General features: G+C 64.5%; 14 protein-coding genes. 9 read left to right on the forward strand and 5 right to left on the reverse strand.

Annotation, left to right across the window (positions count from 1 at the left end; all coding sequences use genetic code 11):
- Positions 1-2: 2 nt before the first annotated feature.
- Both AC2T3R_RS07850 and AC2T3R_RS07855 read right to left on the reverse strand, forming a co-directional pair.
- On the reverse strand, positions 3-890 hold the full coding sequence (locus AC2T3R_RS07850; RefSeq protein WP_047932983.1) for a dihydrodipicolinate synthase family protein: 888 nt from the start codon (positions 888-890) through the stop codon (positions 3-5).
- 44 nt (positions 891-934) lie between these two features.
- Complete coding sequence (locus tag AC2T3R_RS07855) at positions 935-1717, reverse strand: aldolase (RefSeq protein ID WP_486744889.1); 783 nt, start codon at positions 1715-1717, stop codon at positions 935-937.
- A gap of 238 nt (positions 1718-1955) precedes the next feature.
- On the opposite strand from AC2T3R_RS07855, the gene AC2T3R_RS07860 reads away from it, so the two are divergent.
- From AC2T3R_RS07860 to AC2T3R_RS07870, 3 genes are all read left to right on the forward strand, one after another.
- Positions 1956-3503, forward strand: a complete 1548-nt coding sequence (locus AC2T3R_RS07860) for an AMP-binding protein (RefSeq protein ID WP_031325722.1) — start codon at positions 1956-1958, stop codon at positions 3501-3503.
- Positions 3504-3517: 14 nt separating this feature from the next.
- Positions 3518-4684 carry an acyl-CoA dehydrogenase family protein gene (locus tag AC2T3R_RS07865; protein WP_486744890.1) on the forward strand — a complete coding sequence of 389 codons (1167 nt, stop codon included), beginning with the start codon at positions 3518-3520 and terminating at the stop codon, positions 4682-4684.
- A 102-nt stretch (positions 4685-4786) separates the two neighbouring features.
- Positions 4787-6040, forward strand: a complete 1254-nt coding sequence (locus tag AC2T3R_RS07870) for an MFS transporter (RefSeq protein WP_023663062.1) — start codon at positions 4787-4789, stop codon at positions 6038-6040.
- A gap of 12 nt (positions 6041-6052) precedes the next feature.
- Here the strand turns inward: AC2T3R_RS07870 and AC2T3R_RS07875 are convergent, their stop codons facing one another.
- Entirely contained in the window at positions 6053-6997 is a 945-nt protein-coding gene (locus AC2T3R_RS07875; RefSeq protein ID WP_486744891.1) for a LysR family transcriptional regulator, read from the reverse strand.
- A gap of 214 nt (positions 6998-7211) precedes the next feature.
- Here AC2T3R_RS07875 and AC2T3R_RS07880 point away from each other — a divergent pair, with 214 nt between their 5' ends.
- The 4 genes from AC2T3R_RS07880 to AC2T3R_RS07895 are packed head-to-tail and all read left to right on the forward strand — an operon-like array spanning position 7212 to position 11070.
- Positions 7212-9065: a DUF1302 domain-containing protein gene (locus AC2T3R_RS07880; protein WP_043935454.1), complete on the forward strand. Its 1854-nt coding sequence runs from the start codon at positions 7212-7214 to the stop codon at positions 9063-9065.
- Positions 9066-9087: 22 nt separating this feature from the next.
- On the forward strand, positions 9088-10398 hold the full coding sequence (locus AC2T3R_RS07885; protein WP_486745267.1) for a DUF1329 domain-containing protein: 1311 nt from the start codon (positions 9088-9090) through the stop codon (positions 10396-10398).
- On the forward strand, positions 10398-10784 hold the full coding sequence (locus AC2T3R_RS07890; RefSeq protein ID WP_486744892.1) for a YidH family protein: 387 nt from the start codon (positions 10398-10400) through the stop codon (positions 10782-10784). The genes AC2T3R_RS07885 and AC2T3R_RS07890 overlap by 1 nt, the downstream gene beginning before the upstream one ends.
- Positions 10777-11070: a DUF202 domain-containing protein gene (locus AC2T3R_RS07895; RefSeq protein ID WP_486744893.1), complete on the forward strand. Its 294-nt coding sequence runs from the start codon at positions 10777-10779 to the stop codon at positions 11068-11070. The genes AC2T3R_RS07890 and AC2T3R_RS07895 overlap by 8 nt, the downstream gene beginning before the upstream one ends.
- 82 nt (positions 11071-11152) lie before the next feature.
- Here AC2T3R_RS07895 and AC2T3R_RS07900 read toward each other — a convergent pair whose 3' ends face one another.
- Both AC2T3R_RS07900 and AC2T3R_RS07905 read right to left on the reverse strand, forming a co-directional pair.
- Positions 11153-13114, reverse strand: coding sequence for an alkyl/aryl-sulfatase (locus AC2T3R_RS07900; RefSeq protein ID WP_486744894.1), 1962 nt, complete (start codon positions 13112-13114; stop codon positions 11153-11155).
- 101 nt (positions 13115-13215) lie between these two features.
- A complete protein-coding gene (locus AC2T3R_RS07905; protein WP_486744895.1) occupies positions 13216-14139 on the reverse strand; it encodes a LysR family transcriptional regulator in 924 nt (307 codons plus the stop codon).
- A gap of 83 nt (positions 14140-14222) precedes the next feature.
- Here AC2T3R_RS07905 and AC2T3R_RS07910 point away from each other — a divergent pair, with 83 nt between their 5' ends.
- Together AC2T3R_RS07910 and AC2T3R_RS07915 are read left to right on the forward strand one after the other, a co-directional pair.
- Entirely contained in the window at positions 14223-15461 is a 1239-nt protein-coding gene (locus AC2T3R_RS07910) for a 3-hydroxyacyl-CoA dehydrogenase (RefSeq protein ID WP_486744896.1), read from the forward strand.
- Positions 15458-17233, forward strand: coding sequence for an acyl-CoA dehydrogenase C-terminal domain-containing protein (locus tag AC2T3R_RS07915; RefSeq protein ID WP_486744897.1), 1776 nt, complete (start codon positions 15458-15460; stop codon positions 17231-17233). The genes AC2T3R_RS07910 and AC2T3R_RS07915 overlap by 4 nt, the downstream gene beginning before the upstream one ends.
- Positions 17234-17242 lie beyond the last annotated feature (9 nt).

Below are 17242 nucleotides of genomic sequence, written 5' to 3' on the forward strand. Positions count from 1 at the left end.
GGTCAGTCGGCCAGTTCTACCAGCATGCTCTTCAGGTAGTCGCTGCCTTGCGCATCCAGCGGTTGCAGGGGCAGGCGTGGAGCGCCGACATCCTGGCCGAGCAGTTTCAAACCGGCCTTGATGGTGGTGGGCAGGCCACGGCGGGTGATGTACTCCAGCAGTTCATACTGCCGGTAGAACAACGCGCGAGCTTCGGCCAGGTTGCCTTGCTGCACCGCGTCCCACAGCGCCAGGTTCAGCGCCGGGATCAGGTTGGGCGCGGCGGTGCACCAGCCGGTGGCACCGGCCACCAGGGCTTCCAGGGTGAGCGGGTTGCAACCGTTGTAGAAGGCCACCTGGCCATCGGTGGCCTTGAACAGGCGGTGCATGCGCTGGATGTCGCCGGTGCTTTCCTTGACCATGGTCACATTAGGCACTTCGCCGAGGATGCGCAGGATCAGCTCCACCGACAGGTCGGTGCCGCTGGTGCCCGGGTTGTTGTAGAGCATGATCGGAATGTCGATGGCCGCGCCCACCGCCTTGTAGTGGGCGACCACTTCGGCTTCGGTGAGCTTCCAGTAGGAGATGGGCAGCACCATCACCGCCGTGGCGCCGCAGGCCTGTGCCAGGCGGGCGCGCTGCACGGTGCGTGCGGTGGTCAGGTCGGAGACGCTGACCACGCTGGGCACGCGGCCGGCGATGCGTGCCTGGCTGAAGCGCACCACCGTTTCCCATTCGCTGTCGGACAGGTAGGCGCCTTCGCCGGTGCTGCCCAGCGGTGCGATGGCGTGCACGCCGTCCTCTATCAGGCGGTCGATGGACAGGCCCAGGGCATCCAGATCGAGCGCGCCGTCTGCCGTGAAGGGAGTGATGGTGTAGCCGATAACGCCGCGAATTACAGGTGTAGACATAACCAGGCACCTCTGCCGTTGTTGGGGAAAGAGTACAGCTTCAGTCAGCCCAGGCAGTCGCCATGGGCACGCAAGGCACGGCGCGCGTAATAGCTGAACGCGGCACCATGACGTTTGGGGGTGGAGATCCAGTCGTGGGCTTCCTTGCCCAGGGCATCCGGGATGGGGCGAATTTCACCGGCGCCCATGGCTAGCAGCTGCATCTTGGCTGCGCGCTCGAACAGCAGGGCGAGCACGCAGGCTTCCTCGATCGAGCGGCCGGCAATCAGCAGGCCATGGTGGGAAAGCAGGATCGCGCGCTTGTCGCCGATCGCCCTGGAGATGATTTCACCTTCTTCGTTGCCCACTGGTACGCCGGGCCATTCCTTGAGGAACGCGCAGTCGTCGAATAGCGGGCACAGGTCCATGTGCGAGATCGCCAGTGGCACTTCCAGCATCGACAGGGCGGCACTGTGCAGTGGGTGGGTGTGGATGATGCAGTTGACGTCGGGGCGTGCGCGGTACAGCCAGCTGTGGAAGCGGTTGGCCGGGTTGGCCATGCCGCGGCCTTGCAGCACGGTGAGGTCTTCGTCGACCACCAGCAGGTTGGAAGCGGCGATTTCGTCGAAGCCCAGGCCGAGTTGTTGCGTGTAGTAGGTGCCAGGCTGCTCGGCGCGGGCGGTGATCTGCCCGGCCAGGCCGGAGTCGTGGCCACCGTCGAACAGGATGCGGCAGGTGAGGGCGAGTTTTTGTCGAGGGGTGTAGGTGTTGTCGGCCAGCGCCGTCAGCATCTGCTGCTGGGCGAGTTTGACCAGCTGGTTCTTGGGGGTCTGCATGGTGGTCGTCATGGGCGGTACCTGCATGGGGAAGGGCGATGGATTGCTGATCGGCGACGACGCCGTCAGGACACAAGCTCGATATTAATGACACAAAGTGTCATATGCAAGCGATGTGTCATCACCCCTGCCGCTCATGCGATGTGGTCCAGTGCAAACCGTTATGGCCCGCATACGTAACTGGTATTACTTGCTCCGACCGCATGCTGTTTAGCATCGACCGGGTCTTAACCGCGACGAGAACAACAACGTGAACCTCGCAACCCTAACCAGTCGAAGTGCAAGATACTGGCCTGAGCGCTTGGCGGTGATCGACCGCCACACCCGCCTCACCTTCGCGCAGCTTGAGCAGCGGACCAATCAGTTGGCCTCGGCCTTGTTGGCCCATGGCATCGCCAGCGGCGAACATGTCGCGATCCTGGCTCCCAACCGGGTCGAGCTGGTGGAGGCTGAGGTGGCTTTCTACAAGGCCGGCCTGGTCAAGGTCCCGGTCAATGCACGCCTGGCGCTGGATGAAGTGATCCAGGTACTGAATGACGCCTGCAGCGTCGCGCTGATCGCCGACCCGCAAGCTGCCGAGGCCTTGCTGGCGCGTAGGCAGGAGGTGCCTGCGCTACGCCTGATCGTTACCCTTGGCGAGCAGGGCGGCGATATCGGCTACGGCGCACTGCTGGCCCAAGGCAGCAGCCAGCCGGTCAGTTGCGATCTGCCTGACGATGCACTGGCCGTATTGCACTACACCTCGGGCAGTTCCGGTGTGCTCAAGGCAGCAATGCTCAGCGTCGGCAACCGCAAGGCGCTGATCCGCAAGAGCATCGCCAGCCCCACCCGGCGTGCCGGCCCAGGCGACATCATGGCCCATGTCGGCCCCATCACCCATGCCAGCGGCATGCAGCTGATGCCGCTGCTGGCGGTGGGTGCCTGCAGCCTTTTGCTGGAACGCTACGATGACCAGTTGCTGCTCGAGACCATCCAGCGCGAGGGCGTGACCCGGTTGTTCCTGGTGCCGGCCATGATCAACCGTCTGGTCAATTTCCCCGGGGTCGAGCGCTATGACCTGAGCAGCCTGCGCCTGGTGATGTATGGCGCAGCGCCAATGGCGCCAGCGCTGGTCAAGCGGGCTATCGAAGTGTTCGGGCCGATCCTGGCCCAGGGCTACGGCGCTGGCGAAACCTGCTCGCTGGTGACGGTGCTGACCGAGCAGGACCACCTGTGTGAAGGCGGCGACTACCGCCGGCTGGCCTCGTGCGGACGATGCTACTTCGAGACCGACCTGCGTGTGGTGAACGACGATTTCCGCGATGTCCAGCCAGGCGAGGTGGGCGAGATCGTGGTCAAGGGACCGGACATCATGCAGGGCTACTGGCGCGCACCGCATCTCACCGCCGAGGTTATGCGTGATGGCTACTACCTCACCGGCGACCTGGCCACGGTGGACCAGCAGGGCTACGTGTTCATCGTCGACCGCAAGAAGGAAATGATCATTTCCGGTGGCTTCAACATCTACCCCAGCGAAGTCGAGCAGGTGCTCTACAGCCTGCCGCAAGTGTTCGAGGCTGCCGTGGTGGGCGTGCCCGACGAGCAGTGGGGCGAAGCGGTGCGGGCAGTGATCGTGCTCAAGCCTGGCATGCAGTTGCAGGAGCACGAGGTGATCGAGCATTGCGCCCAGGCTCTTGCCGGGTTCAAGAAACCGCGTGGGGTGGACTTCGTCAGCGAGCTGCCGAAGAACCCCAACGGCAAAGTGGTGCGCCGCCTGATTCGAGACGCCTACTGGCAAAACAGCGAACGCCGCATCTGACCTGAGGAATTGCCATGTACCAGCCAAGCGAAAAGGCCAAACAGATCATCGAGGCCATCGGCGGCTTCGTTCGCAACGAAATCCTGCCCCTGGAACAACGCGCCGGCCTCAGCTGGGCCGAACCGCACCCGCGTGAGGTGCTGCAGCAGGTGTGGCAACGCTCCTGCGAGCAGGGTTTCTACAACATCATGCTGCCCGAAACGATTGGTGGGGCAGGATTGAGCGTGTCCGACCTGTGTGCGGTGAAGGAGGCCACGGTGCTGACGGGCTCTATGCTGGCGCCGCACATTCTCGGCGAGCTTTCCGGGCCGCCGCGTGTCGGCCACCTGTTCAAAGTGGCCAGCCCGGCCCAGGTCGAGGCTTTCCTGCAGCCGGTGTGCCGAGCCGAAAAGGCCGTGTGCTTCGCGCTGACCGAAAGTGAAGCCGGGTCCGATGCCACGGCGATCAGGACTACCGCTCGGCGCGACGGCGAGCATTACGTGCTGAGCGGGGCCAAGCGCTACATTTCCGGGGCGCCTTATGCCGATATCGCAATACTGCTCGCGGTCACCGGCCCCGGGCGTGGCGCACAGGGGATCTCGGCGTTCTTTGTCGAGCTGGATGCGCCGGGCGTGCGGGTGGAAAGCGATTACTCGGTCATGTCCGGCGGCGGCGCCCATGGCGACATCCTTCTCGATGAGGTACGAGTGCCGGTGGCCAACCGCATTGGCGAGGAGGGGCAGGGCTTCAAGCTGGCAATGGGGCGCATCACGCTCAATCGTCTGCTGCATTGCCCAACCATGCTGGGTCTGGCGGGCCTGGCGCTGAACCTGTCGGTCGATTACGCCCGCACGCGCAAGCAGTTTGGCCAGCCGATCGCGATGTTCCAGTCGATCAATCACATGATCGCCGACATGGCCACCGAACTGCATGCGGCACGCAGCATGGTCTATGCCACTGCCGCGGTGAATGACGCCGGTGGCGATATCCGCACCCAGGCGCCGATGTGCAAGCTGTTCGTATCGGAAACGGCCTTCCGCATCGCCGACCGCGCGGTGCAGATTCATGGGGGGGCCGGGCTGTTGCGGGGCAACCCGGTGGAGTGGATCTTCCGTGCGACCCGTATGATGCGCATTCTTACCGGGACCAGCGAAATCCAGCGCAACACCATTGCCAAGGGCGTGCTCATGCCTGAGCAATGAAACTGCACGCCCGGCCTCGAGTGGCCGGGCTCTCCCACAAGAACAATAAGAGAGATCGACATGACTCATACTGACCCCCGGGCGCGTGCAGGCACGGCCTGGATGATTGCGGTACTGCTGGCACTGCTTATGCTGGTGAACTTCCTGGACAAGGTGGTCATCGGCCTTGTAGCGGTACCCATGTCCAGGGAACTGGGTTTGTCCCCGGCCGAGTTCGGCCTGGTGGGTGGCGCGTTGCACTGGTTCTTCGCCATCTCTGCAGTGGTCGGTGGCTTCATGGCCAACCGCCGGCCGACCCGCACCCTGCTGTTGGGCATGGGCGCGTTCTGGGCGCTGATCCAGTTGCCCATGCTGTTCGTCACCTCCCTGTGGGCGATTGTCGCTTGCCGGGTGCTGCTGGGCATCGGCGAAGGGCCGGCGTCACCGGTGGCAACCCATGCCTTGTACAAGTGGTTCCCCAACGACCGGCGCAATCTGCCGGTGGCGCTGTTGCATACCGGTAGTGCACTTGGGCTGCTGGTGGCAGGCGCAATGATTCCATGGATCAGCGTGCACTATGGCTGGCGCATGAACTTCATCGTGCTGGCCTTGATCGGTGCGGCGTGGTGCGTGCTGTGGTGGGCATTGGGGCGCGAGGGTACTCTTGACCGCATCCGCCCCGGCCAGCCCAGGGAAGAACAGGCGCACATCGCCTACCGCCGTCTGCTCGGCGACCGCACTGTGCTGGGCAATTACCTGTGCCACTTCGCCGCCAATTGGTCGCTGGCCCTGACCTTGACGTGGGTGCCGAGTTATCTGGAAACCGGGTTGGGCATCGACCCGATCATGACCGGTCGGGTGTTCGTGCTTTTCGTGGTGGTGACCACGCCGCTGAGCCTGTTCATGGCCTGGCTGTCGCAGCGCATGATGCGCGCCGGGGTGGCGACACGCTGGTCGCGCGGAGCCTTCGTGTCCCTGTGCCTGATTGCCAGCGGGTTGTTGTCGGCGGCATTGTTCCTGCCGGGCCTGGGGAATGTCGAGCGAATCATCAGCCTGACTTTCAGTGGCGGGCTGGCGCTGGTCATGTACTCGGTGGGGCCAGCCATGCTGGCGGAGTTCACGCCCAGCGGGCAGCGTGGCGGCATCCTGGCTATCGGCAATGGTATCGCTTCGCTGGCCGGGCTGGCGGCACCCGTAGTCACGGGGTTTCTGGTGCAGGGCGCCGGAGCCGACCACCCGGCAGGGTATGGCCAGGGCTTCCTGGTATGCGGGGCGGTGCTGGTCATTGCCGGGTTGACCGGGCTGGTGTGGATGGACCCTCAGAAAACCCGCCAACGGCTGCAGCAGGTGGGCACGACTGCGCTGGCCCGGGCCTGACCTGCGCTGCGTTCAGAGGCTCTGCTGGGGGAGGGGGGCACGCTCGATCAGGGTGCCTTTCCAGCGCTCGCTGCGCACCGCCTCCACGAGCAGCCCGCGCACCAGGTCGCGCATGCAGGCGGCGGCGAACGACAATGGCTTGTGTTGCGAATGGGCCAGGGCAATCGTACGAGTGATGCGCGGCTCCACGATCAGCCGCGCGCTGGCCGGGGCGGCCAGGTCCAGCAATGGCGGCCAGTTGCTGATGGTCGCCGCCAGGCCGGCGCGTACCAGGCTGGCTATGCCGGGTGCAGACTGCTGTTCATAGCTTGAATCCAGGGCCACGCCGGTTTCCATGGCCGCCTGCTCGATGCGCCTGCGCAGGTGCAGGCTGCGCGGCGGCATTACCAGCCGGCTCGACGCGGCCTCGGCCAGGGTGATCGGTGAATCGTCCGGACCATGCGCAGGCAGGCCGACCCAGTACAGGTCTTCGGAGAACACGGGCTCGGCGACAATGTGCGCCAGCTCCTCCGCATTTGGCACCACACCGAAATCCACCTTGCCCAGCTCGATCGCCTGGCCGCCTTCGCGGCTAAGGCCGTCCCATACGGTGAGCTTGATACCAGGAAAGCGCGCCTGCGCCTGGGTGATGATGGCTGGCAACAACAGCGCCGAAGCCGTGGCCGGAATCGAGATGGCCACGTGGCCCTTGGGGTTGCCGCGGCTGGACTTGAGTTCGTCCTTCACCGAATCAAGCTTCTGTATCACCGAGCGTGCCACTTCGTACAGCTGGCGCCCTGCATCGGTCAGCTCGATGCCGTCATGCTGGCGCGCCAGCAACTGCATTTCCAGCTCGCTTTCCAGCAGTCCTATCTGACGGCTCAATGCTGGCTGGGCAATGAACGCGTGGCGCGCGGCGTTGGAGAAGCTGCCGGCTTCGACAATGGCAATCAGGTAACGCAGCTGTTTCAAAGTCATGGCAATTCTCAGGCTATGCCGAAGTGGTATGGCAACTATCGAGAGACGTTATTTGTTCAGCTCTAGTGGCCTACTTAGTATCGGGGAACACCGGATCGAGGATAACAGAAACTTTCACTTATTTACCCTGCCCCTTTTACACAAGCCTTTGCGCCGTGTTTCGGCGCTAACTCGCAACTCACTCTCGAATAAACACAATAAGAGGTTAAGAGTGATGGCATTTCGTGCTTCTGGTCTTTCGGGACCGTTGTCGCTGCTTGCGTCGTCTGCACTTTTTTCTGTGCCTGCCCTGGCTGTTCAATTTAATCTGGGAGAGTTTGAAGGACAGTTTGATTCAGCGTTTTCGTTTGGCACCAGTATTTCCACTGCCAACCCGGACCCGGCTTTGCACAATAGTGCAAACAGTGATGACGGCCGCCTGAACTTTGCCTCGGGTGATGTATTTTCGGCAGTGTTCAAAGGTACCCATGATCTGGAGCTCAAACATGCCAACCTGGGTGTGTTCCTGCGTGGCACCTACTGGTACGACACGGCGCTGCGCGACCATGACCAGCGCTTCAAGCAGGTCGAGGACAACAACCGCAAGCGCTCGGCCAAGACCGCAGGTACCCAGCTGCTCGACGCCTTTGGCTACTACCTCTACGACATCGATGGCCAGCCAGGCTCGGCAAGGCTGGGCAAGCAGGTAGTGAACTGGGGCGAGAGCACCTTCATCCAGGGCGGGCTGAACGTCATCAATCCCTTCAACCTGGCGGCGCTGCGCCGCCCAGGTTCCGAGGTGAAGGACGCGCTGGTGCCGGTGAACCTGTTCTACTTCACGCAGAACCTGACCGAGGCGTTGTCGGTCGATGGCTTCTACCAGTTGGACTGGGACCAGACCCAGCTCGACAACTGCGGCACGTTCTTCTCCAACAACGACTTCCTGCCCGATGGTTGCGATGGCCTGGATGTGGGAGCCAGGTTGCTTGGCAACCCGGCTGCCGTGGCCGGCCTTGCACCGTTTGGCGTGAACCTGACCAGCGAAGGCGTGCGCATACCCCGGGGCAGTGACCAGGATGCCCGCGACGGCGGGCAGTGGGGTGTTTCGTTGCGCTGGTACGTGGCGGCGCTGGACACCGAGTTCGGTGCCTACGCAGCCAACTATCACAGCCGCACGCCTTATCTGGGGACGGTCAGCAGCCCTTATTTCGACAACAGCCGCTTCGCTCCCCAGTTGTGCGCCAACCTGGGTATCGGCCCGGCCGGCTGCGCCGGGTTCCTCGGCTCCGCTGCCGGTCAGTCGCTGGTCGGTGCATTGCGCCTGGGTACCTCCCAGTACCGTGTGCAGTACCCCGAGGACATCCGCATGTACGGGTTGTCGTTCGCCACCACCCTGCGCAGCGGTACGGCCCTGCAGGGTGAGCTGAGTTACCGGCCGAATATGCCCATGCAACTCAACGGTACCGACATCATCCAGTCGCTGCTCAACGTCGAGGGGCGTTCGCCTTTGCTGGGCGACGGGCTGCGGCCAGAAAGCGCCAGCACCCTGTTCGACGGCTACCGGCGCAAGGAGGTGACCCAGCTTCAGGTGACCGCCGTACATGCCTTCAGCCAGGTGCTGGGGGCCAACCAGATGCTGCTGGTGGGCGAGGCCGGGGCCACCTACGTCGGCGGGCTGGAGGGCGGCGCAGGCCCGCGTTACGGCCGCTCGGGTACCTTCAACAGTGGCGAGCTGGCGGACAACAGCGTATGCCGGGCGATTTCCAAGACGCCAGAGCACTGCAACGACCAAGGCTTCATGACCCCGTTCTCCTGGGGCTACCGGCTACGCGCCACCTTGACCTACCCCAACGTGATCGCCGGCTTCGACCTGCGGCCGAACCTGTCCTGGTCGCACGATGTGCACGGTACAGGCCCGGTGGAAGGCTCGGCTTTCAGCGAAGGCTCCAAGGCCATGAGCGTCGGGCTGGATGCGACGCTTGCCAGCACCTACAGCCTGAGCCTGTCGTATACCGACTTTATCGATGGCGACTATGGCACCCGTGGTGACCGGGACTTTGTCTCGCTGAGCCTGGGCGTCACCTTCTGAGGGCATGATGATGAATATGCGAATGGTGATGATCGGCCTGTTCTGGGCCAGCGGCGCGCTGGCTGCGACAGGCCTGCCAGACAACCTCACCCCTGTGGGCGCCGAACGCGCGGCCAGCCCGGACGGCCGTATCCCGGCCTGGCAAGGCGGGTTGAGCGTCGCCCAGCAGCGCCTGGGTGACAACGGCACGCCGCTGGATCCGTATGCCGCCGAGCAGCCGCTGTACCGGATCACGGCGGCCAACTATCGGCGTTACCAGGGCCAGCTTTCCGACGGCCAGGTAGCCTTGCTCAAGCGCTTCCCGCACACCTTCGAGCTGCCGGTCTACCCCACCCATCGCAGTGTCGCGGTGCCTGCCGGCGTCGCCGCCTCGGCCGCCCGCAATGCAGCGCAGGCGCAGCTGGATGACCAGGGCAACGGCCTGCGCGGGTTCAATGGAGTGATTGCGTTTCCCCGGCCGGACAACGGGCTGGAAGTGATCTGGAACCATCTGACCCGGCACCGCAATGCCAGTTACATTCAGATGTCCGACAGCGTCACACCGTTCAAGAACGGCCGCTTCGTGCTGATGAGCGCGCGCCAGGATGTAGCCCGCCCGGAAGGCCTGGGTGGGCTGGGTGCAGGCAATGTGTTGTATTACTTCACCTACCGCATGACGGCACCATCACGGCTTGCCGGTGATGCCATGGTGGTTCACGAAACCCTTGACCAGGTAGCCGAGCCCCGCTTGTCCTGGGTCTACAGCGCCAGTCAGCGGCGTGTGCGGCGCGCGCCGAACATCGCCTACGACACCACGGGGCCTGGCACCGCAGGCCTGCGTACTGCCGACAGCCGCGACATGTTCAATGGCGCCCCCGACCGTTACCAGTGGAAGCTGCTGGGCAAGCAGGCCCTGCACGTGCCGTACAACAGCTACCGCCTGGCATCGCCCGAGCTGCGCTATGCCGAGCTGATCAGGCCTGGTCATGTCAATCCGGCACCTACACGCTACGAGCTGCACCGGGTGTGGGTGGTGGAGGCGACGCTGAAGCCCGGCGCACAGCACATCTATGCCAAGCGACGCTTCTATGTGGACGAAGACACCTGGGCCATTCTCGAAACCGACAGCTACGATGCTGACGGCCATCTGTGGCGTACATCACAGGCCCACAGCTTCTACCACCCGGGCGGCGAGGTGGCGGTCAACGCAATGGAAGTCACCTATGACCTCAAGAGTGGCCGCTACCATGCGTCGGGGCTGATCAACGAGCAACGTCGCCCGTTCGACTTCAATGTTCGCACCAGCCTTTCGTATTTTTCTCCCGGCGCCCTGCGCAGCTTTGGCGTGCGCTGATGGACGCGTTTGAACCACGGCCGGACTGGGCTCGGCGTCTGATGGGGCAGGGCGAGGCGCCCGACCCTCGCTTCACCTTGGCCAACGAGCGCACGTTCCTGGCCTGGATCCGTACCGCGCTGGCGTTGCTGGGAGGTGGCATTGCCATCGAGACCTTTGCCGGCCAGGCCCTGCAGGCGCCGCTTCGGCTCTGGCTTGTCGGCAGCCTGATGTTGCTGAGCATGTTGCTGAGCGCCGGCGCCTGCCTGCGCTGGCTGCGGGTGGAGCGTGCCTTGCGACAGCGCCGGCCATTGCCGCTGCCGGCGCTGGTGCCGCTGTTGGCCCTGGGTTGCCTGATCGCGGCGTTGATGGCCGCTGTCGTGTTGTGGCCGCGCTGGCATGCCTGATCCGGGCTTGCAGGCCGAACGCACCGAACTGGCTTGGCGGCGTACCTGGTTGGCGCTGGTGGCGGTCGCGGGGTTGGCTTTGCGCCAGGGCGACCTGGCGCTGGCCGCAGTGGTCGGCTTCGCAACGCTGGCGCTGTTGACCCGCCAGGGGCGGCGCTACAGCGAGGGCCTGGCGATGTTGCGGGTCGAGCGCGGTCAGCCTGCGATTCTGCCGGTAGTGGCACTGGGCAGCGCAGTGTGCCTGATGGCGCTGGCAGGGTTGTACCGGTTGGCGAACGGGGGCTGAAACCCCTCCCACAGGTACGATGTGAATCCAGACGCCATTGCGGTACCTGTGAGAGCGGGCTTGCCGGCGAAGACGCCGGCGCTCAAGGGGTCACGATGTTGAAACGCGAATCGGCGTTCTCCAGGCCGCCCATGAAACGCAGGAACTTCACCCGCTCACCTTCGATGGAAATCTCGCCCAGCGTGGCTTCCTTGAGGAACCCGGTCTGCTTCAGGGCAATGCGGTCCAACGTCTGTTTGCTCATGCTCACCTGCACATCGGCCTGGGCGTGACGAGTCAGGTCGCGATGGGTGAGCACGCCGTTGCGTAGGGTCAGGGCGTAGTCTTCACCCAGGTCGGTGAAGCGCCAGTTGATGCTCAGGTCGCTCTCCGCCGCCTTGAAGGCATCCACCCGTACCCCAAGGTAATCGAAGAACAGGCTTGGGGTCAGTGCCCGCACCATGTCGTCGGCATTGCCGCCACTGCCGGTGGAGGCGGCTACTCCACCGCGCAGCTCCTGGGCGCCGCTGAGGTAGGCGTTGCGCCAGGTAGCGTTCTCGCTCTGGTAACCCAGCTGTTCCAGCGCATCGGCCTGCAGTTCGCGCGCTGCGGTATTGCCCGGTTCGGCGAATACCAGATGGTTCACCAACTGCGCGACCCAGCGGTAGTCACCTTCGGCAAAGGCTTGGCGTGCCTGGGCCAGCACCTGATCGGCGCCACCCATTGCCGCCACGTAGCGCTTGCCGGCAGCTTGCGGCGGCAGTGGGTCGAGGTTGGCCGGGTTGCCATCGTAAAAGCCCATGTAGCGTTGGTAGACCGCACGTACGTTATGGCTGAGCGAGCCATAGTAGTCGCGGCTGTACCACTTGCTGGCCAGGCGCGGCGGGAGGTTGGCCAGGCTCTGGGCGATTTCCATTGGTGTCTGGCCCTGGTTGATCAGGCGCAAGGTCTGGCTATCGATGAAGGCATACATGTCGCGCTGGTCGGCCAGGTACTCGCGGATTGCCGGCCCGCCCCAGGTCGGCCAGTGATGCTGGGCGAACACTACCTCGGCCTGGTCGCCGTAACGCAACAGCGATTGGTCCAGGTAGTGCGCCCAGACTTTCGGGTCGCGTACAAGCGCACCGCGCAGGGTCAGCACATTGTGCTGTACGTGGGTGGCGTTCTCGGCCATGCACAGAGCCTTGAGCCCAGGGAAGTAGATGTTCATCTCCGCTGGCGCTTCGGTGCCAGGGGTCAACTGGAACTCTACCTCCACGCCGCTGAGGGTCATGCGTTGCAGCGGCTGGCTGATTTCCAGCGTCGGCGCTATCAGGCTGACGGTGGCGTTGGCCGGCACCCCTTTGCCCAGACCGGCATCCACCTGGCCGCGTGGCCCGCGGGGCAGGGGGGCACCGTACATGTACTGGGCGCGGCGCTTCATGGCCGGGCCGGCCAGCACGTTTTCGCCGATGGCATGCTCGAAGAAGCCTTCGGGTGCAATGACCTGGACCTTGCCGGCCTTTACGTCCGCCTCGTCGATCACTCCGCGCGCGCCGCCGAAATGGTCGATGTGCGGGTGGGTGTAGATCAGCGTGGTCACCGGTTTGCGCGGGCGGTGCCGAAAATACAGTTCGAGGCCGGCCCTGGCGGTTTCGACGGCCAGCAGCGGATCGAGCACGATCAGCCCGTCCTGGCCTTCAACGATGGTCATGTTGGCCAAGTCCAGGCCGCGGACCTGGTAGATGCCTTCGGTGACCTTGAACAGGCCGGCGATGGTGTTCAGCTGGGCGATGCGCCACAGGCTCGGGTTTACCGTGGCCGGGGCCTGCGTCGGGTCGAGAAAACGATACTGACCCAGGTCCCACACAGTCTTGCCATCGGCGGTCGCGACCGGCCCGTCGAAGCGTTCAAGCAGCCCGCGCCGGGCCGCTTCGAAATCCCCGTGGTCATCGAAAGGCAGGCGTTGCAGCCATTGCTGGTTGCTGGCCTGGGTGGCCGGGGTGGCATCCTTTGCCGCCGTAGTGGCCAGGCTCGGGAGGGGCGCCAGCAGGGCGAGCGCCAGCATCGACAGTGGGAAGCGCATGGTGTGTCCTTGTTGTTATGGTGGCGGACCACTGTAGGGGACGGGTTCGGGCACCAGCCAATACCAGAGCGGCATGGTTGCCATCGCATTTGCTGATGGCCTCAGGCAGGCGGAAGCTCCATGATCTGCTCCACCAGCCAGGCCAGGGCGGGGTCGTGCCGACGATGGGTCAGGTACACCAGTTCCAGCTCGAACGGCTCCAGGGCGAAGGGCAGTTCGTGCACCGCCAAGGGCAGCAACTTGGCGAACTGCTGCGCAAGTTGCCGCGGCAGCACCACGCACATCTCGGTGGCGGCGGCCAGATGCGCTGCTTGAAGGTAGTTGGGGGTGGTGTAGGCAATTTTCCGGGTCAGGCCTTGTTCGGCCAGCCATTGGTCGACCATGCCGCGGGTCTGGCCACCGTGTACCCAGATGTGCCGCAAACCAAGAAACGCCTGAAGATCCAGTGCCTGGTCCGGCGCCAGTTGCGGATGCTTCTGGCGCAGCGCGACTTGCAGGGTTTCACGCCTCCAAGGGCGGCGGCTGAAACGTGCCGGCACCTCATCGAAGCGCCCCAGCACCAGGTCGAGGTCGCCGCGGTCCAGCGCGTCGGCCGGCAGGTTGGGAGCCAGGTGCACCACATCGATGCGCAGGTGCGGGGCCAGAACCTGCAGACGTGCCAGCAGCGGTGGCATGCACAACTGTTCGACGAAGTCGGTGAGGGCGATGCGCAGCTGACGGTGGCTGCGCCGTGGCTCGAAGGCATCGCCAGTGGCCAGGGTCTGCTCGATTTGTTGCAGCGCCGCTCGAATCGGCCCTTCCAGCGCCAACGCCCGTGGCGTAGGGCGCATGCGCCGGCCCACACGAACCAGCAGCGGGTCGCCCAGCTGGTCGCGCAGCCGCGCCAGGGCGTTGCTGACAGTGGGCTGGGTCAGGGCCAGGCGTTCAGCCGCCCGTGAGACGTTCTGCTCGCGCAGCAACATGTCGAAGACCCGCAGCAGGTTCAGATCGAAGTTGGAAATATTCATGGGCAGAATATATGGCATACGAAATTGAAATTTCAAAAATACCTGCGGCCTGCTTAGGGTGATGCCTGTCCTCATACCTACAACAAGCAGGAGCGTTGCGCGTGAATACCCCCTTTCCGATCAACCAGGTGGCCGTGATAGGCGCAGGTACCATGGGCCGCGGCATTGTCATCAGCCTCGCCAGTGCCGGGCTGTCGGTGCTGTGGCTCGACAGCAACGCATCAGCCCTGGACGCTGGCCTGAGCATGGTCAGCCAGGCCTGGACTCAGCAGGTGGAGAAGCAGCGTGTCACCCAGACCGAGGCTGAAGCCTGCCTGGCGCGAGTGCAGGCGGTGGATGGCTACGCCGCGCTGGCCCAGGCCGATCTGGTGATCGAGGCAGTGTATGAAAGCCTTGAACTCAAACAGGAAATCTTCCGGGCCCTGGACCAGCACCTCAAACCGGAGGCGATCCTGGCCAGCAATACCTCGGCGCTGGACATCGACGCGATCGCGGCGGTGACCCGGCGACCGTCGCACGTACTGGGCCTGCATTTCTTCAGCCCCGCGCATGTCATGAAGCTGCTCGAGATAGTGCGCGGCGCGCACACCGGCCAGGCGGTGCTCCATACCGCCCTGGCGCTGGGCGAGCGCCTGGGCAAGGTGGCGGTAGTGGCCGGCAACTGCCCCGGTTTCATCGGCAACCGCATGCTGCGCAGTTATGTGGCCGAAGCGCGCAAGTTGCTGCTCGAAGGCGCGCTGCCGCACCAGGTGGATGCGGTGCTGCAACAGTTCGGTTTTGCCATGGGCCCGTTCCGCATGTACGACGTGGTCGGTATCGACCTGGAATGGCGTGCCCGCCAGCTGGCCAGGCAGGGCATGCACGATCCGCTGGTGCAAGTGGATAATGCGCTGTGTGATCTGGGCCGGCTGGGTCAGAAGACAGGGAAGGGCTATTACCGTTATGCACCTGGCAGCCGCCAGGCCGAGCATGACCCCGAGGTCGACGCCCTGGTGCTCAAGATTTCCAACGACCTGGGTTACCGACGCCGGGGCATCAGCGCCGAGGAAATCGTCGAGCGCTGCCTGCTGGCGCTGGTCAACGAGGGCGCGAAGATTCTGCAGGAAGGCATCGCTGCCAGCAGCGCCGACATCGACCGGGTGTGGCTCAACGGCTATGGCTTCCCTGCGGCCACAGGTGGCCCGATGCGCTGGGCCGATGACCAGGGTGCAGCATTCGTCCTGGCTCGGCTGGAATACCTGCAAAGCGTACTGGGCGAGCACTGGCGCCCGGCCGCTCTACTCTGCACGCTGGTGGCAAACGGCAAGCGTTTCGAGCAGCTGGCGGAGGTTCAGGCATGAACTACCAGGCTCCCTTGCGCGACATGCGCTTCGTGCTGCACGAGCTGTTCGACGTTGCCGCCCATTGTCAGCAGCTGGGTATCGAACTGGACCGCGACACACTCGACGGCATACTGGAAGAGGCCGCGCGCTTTACCGGCGAGGTAGTCGCTCCCCTCAACCGCAACAGTGACGAGCAGGGCTGCCAGCTGGCTGATGGGGAGGTCATCACGCCCGATGGTTTCCGCGACGCCTACCGGCAATACGTGGCCCATGGCTGGGCCAGCATGACCGGGCCGCAGGCTTACGGCGGGCAGGGCCTGCCGCAAATGGCCTCGGCCAGCTTCCACGAAATGCTGATGGCCGCGTCGTTGTCGTTCCGCATCTACTCCGGCCTCACCGAAGGTGCCGTGCTGGCCCTGCATCGCCATGGCAGCCCGGCGCTGCAGCAGTCCTATCTGGCGCGCATGGTCAGTGGCGAGTGGGCCGGCACCATGTGCCTCACCGAGCCGCAGGCCGGCACCGACCTGGCCTTGCTGCGCACCCGCGCCCAGCCGCAGGTCGACGGTTCCTATCGCATCACAGGCAGCAAGATCTTCATCAGTGGCGGCGAACAGGACCTGACCGACAATATCGTTCATCTGGTACTTGCACGCCTGCCCGATGCGCCGGCCGGGGTGCGGGGCATCAGCCTGTTCCTGGTGCCCAAGCTGCTGCCGGGCGGCGAACGCAACGCGTTGGGCTGTGGCGCGCTGGAGCACAAGATGGGCATCAAGGGCGCCTCGACTTGCGTGATGAATTTCGACGGTGCCCAGGGATGGCTGGTAGGCGAGGCCAACCAAGGCCTGGCGTGCATGTTTACCATGATGAACGACGCCCGTTTCCAAGTCGGCCTGCAAGGGCTGGGCATTGCCGAAGCGGCCTTCCAGGGGGGGCTGGCCTATGCACGCGAGCGCTTGCAATCGCGCGCGCTGACCGGGCCGGCGGCGGCGGACAGGCCGGCCGATCCGATCATCGTCCACCCGGATGTGCGACGCATGCTGCTGACCCAGAAAACCCTCACCGAGGGCTGCCGAATGCTTGCCATCTATACCGCCCGGCAGCTCGACCTGGAGCACGCAGCGGCTAGCGATCAGGCACGCAAGGGCGCAACCCGGCGGGCGGCACTGCTGATCCCGATCGTCAAGGCGTTTTTCACCGATGTCGGGCAGGAGGTCGCCAGCCTTGGCGTGCAGCTATATGGCGGACACGGCTATATCCGCGAGTGGGGCATGGAGCAGTTGATGCGCGACAGCCGCATCACCCAGCTCTATGAAGGCACCAACGGCATCCAGGCTCTCGACCTGGTGCGCCGCAAGCTGCTGGGCGACGGCGGGGCCGAGCTGAACTTGCTGGTCGATGAACTGGCCCTGCATGTCGAGGCGGCTGGTGTCGGTGGTGGTCTGCATGCCATGGCGACAGCGGTCGGGCAGCGTCTGGAGGAATGGCGTGCGCTGGCAGGCCATGTAGTCGAGGCTTGCCAGCGTGACCCTCAGGAAATGGGCGCGGTCTCGGTGGACTTCCTGGCTTACTCGGCCTATGTGCTGCTCGCAGCGTTCTGGCTGCAGGCGGCCGTGCGCGCCGAGACGGCGCTGGCTGGCGGCAGTGCCGAAACTGGTTTCTACCGGGCCAAGCTGCACGCGGCGCAGTTCTACTGGCGACGCGTCCTGCCCCGCGCCACCGCGCACCGCGAAGCCCTGCTGGGCGGTGCAGATTGCCTCATGGCACTGCCTGCGAGTGACTTCGCCTTCTGACGCAGGGCC

The organism is Pseudomonas sp. PVC-5-1, from assembly GCF_057444345.1.

Excerpts from the sequence above, each read along its gene's own strand:
- AC2T3R_RS07850 (WP_047932983.1), bottom strand. The coding sequence starts at position 890 with ATGTCTACACCTGTAATTCGCGGCGTTATCGGCTACACCATCACTCCC.
- AC2T3R_RS07855 (WP_486744889.1), bottom strand. The coding sequence starts at position 1,717 with ATGACGACCACCATGCAGACCCCCAAGAACCAGCTGGTCAAACTCGCC.
- AC2T3R_RS07865 (WP_486744890.1), top strand. The coding sequence starts at position 3,518 with ATGTACCAGCCAAGCGAAAAGGCCAAACAGATCATCGAGGCCATCGGC.
- AC2T3R_RS07870 (WP_023663062.1), top strand. The coding sequence starts at position 4,787 with ATGATTGCGGTACTGCTGGCACTGCTTATGCTGGTGAACTTCCTGGAC.
- AC2T3R_RS07875 (WP_486744891.1), bottom strand. The coding sequence starts at position 6,997 with ATGACTTTGAAACAGCTGCGTTACCTGATTGCCATTGTCGAAGCCGGC.
- AC2T3R_RS07880 (WP_043935454.1), top strand. The coding sequence starts at position 7,212 with ATGGCATTTCGTGCTTCTGGTCTTTCGGGACCGTTGTCGCTGCTTGCG.
- AC2T3R_RS07885 (WP_486745267.1), top strand. The coding sequence starts at position 9,088 with ATGGTGATGATCGGCCTGTTCTGGGCCAGCGGCGCGCTGGCTGCGACA.
- AC2T3R_RS07890 (WP_486744892.1), top strand. The coding sequence starts at position 10,398 with ATGGACGCGTTTGAACCACGGCCGGACTGGGCTCGGCGTCTGATGGGG.
- AC2T3R_RS07895 (WP_486744893.1), top strand. The coding sequence starts at position 10,777 with ATGCCTGATCCGGGCTTGCAGGCCGAACGCACCGAACTGGCTTGGCGG.
- AC2T3R_RS07900 (WP_486744894.1), bottom strand. The coding sequence starts at position 13,114 with ATGCGCTTCCCACTGTCGATGCTGGCGCTCGCCCTGCTGGCGCCCCTC.
- AC2T3R_RS07905 (WP_486744895.1), bottom strand. The coding sequence starts at position 14,139 with ATGCCATATATTCTGCCCATGAATATTTCCAACTTCGATCTGAACCTG.
- AC2T3R_RS07915 (WP_486744897.1), top strand. The coding sequence starts at position 15,458 with ATGAACTACCAGGCTCCCTTGCGCGACATGCGCTTCGTGCTGCACGAG.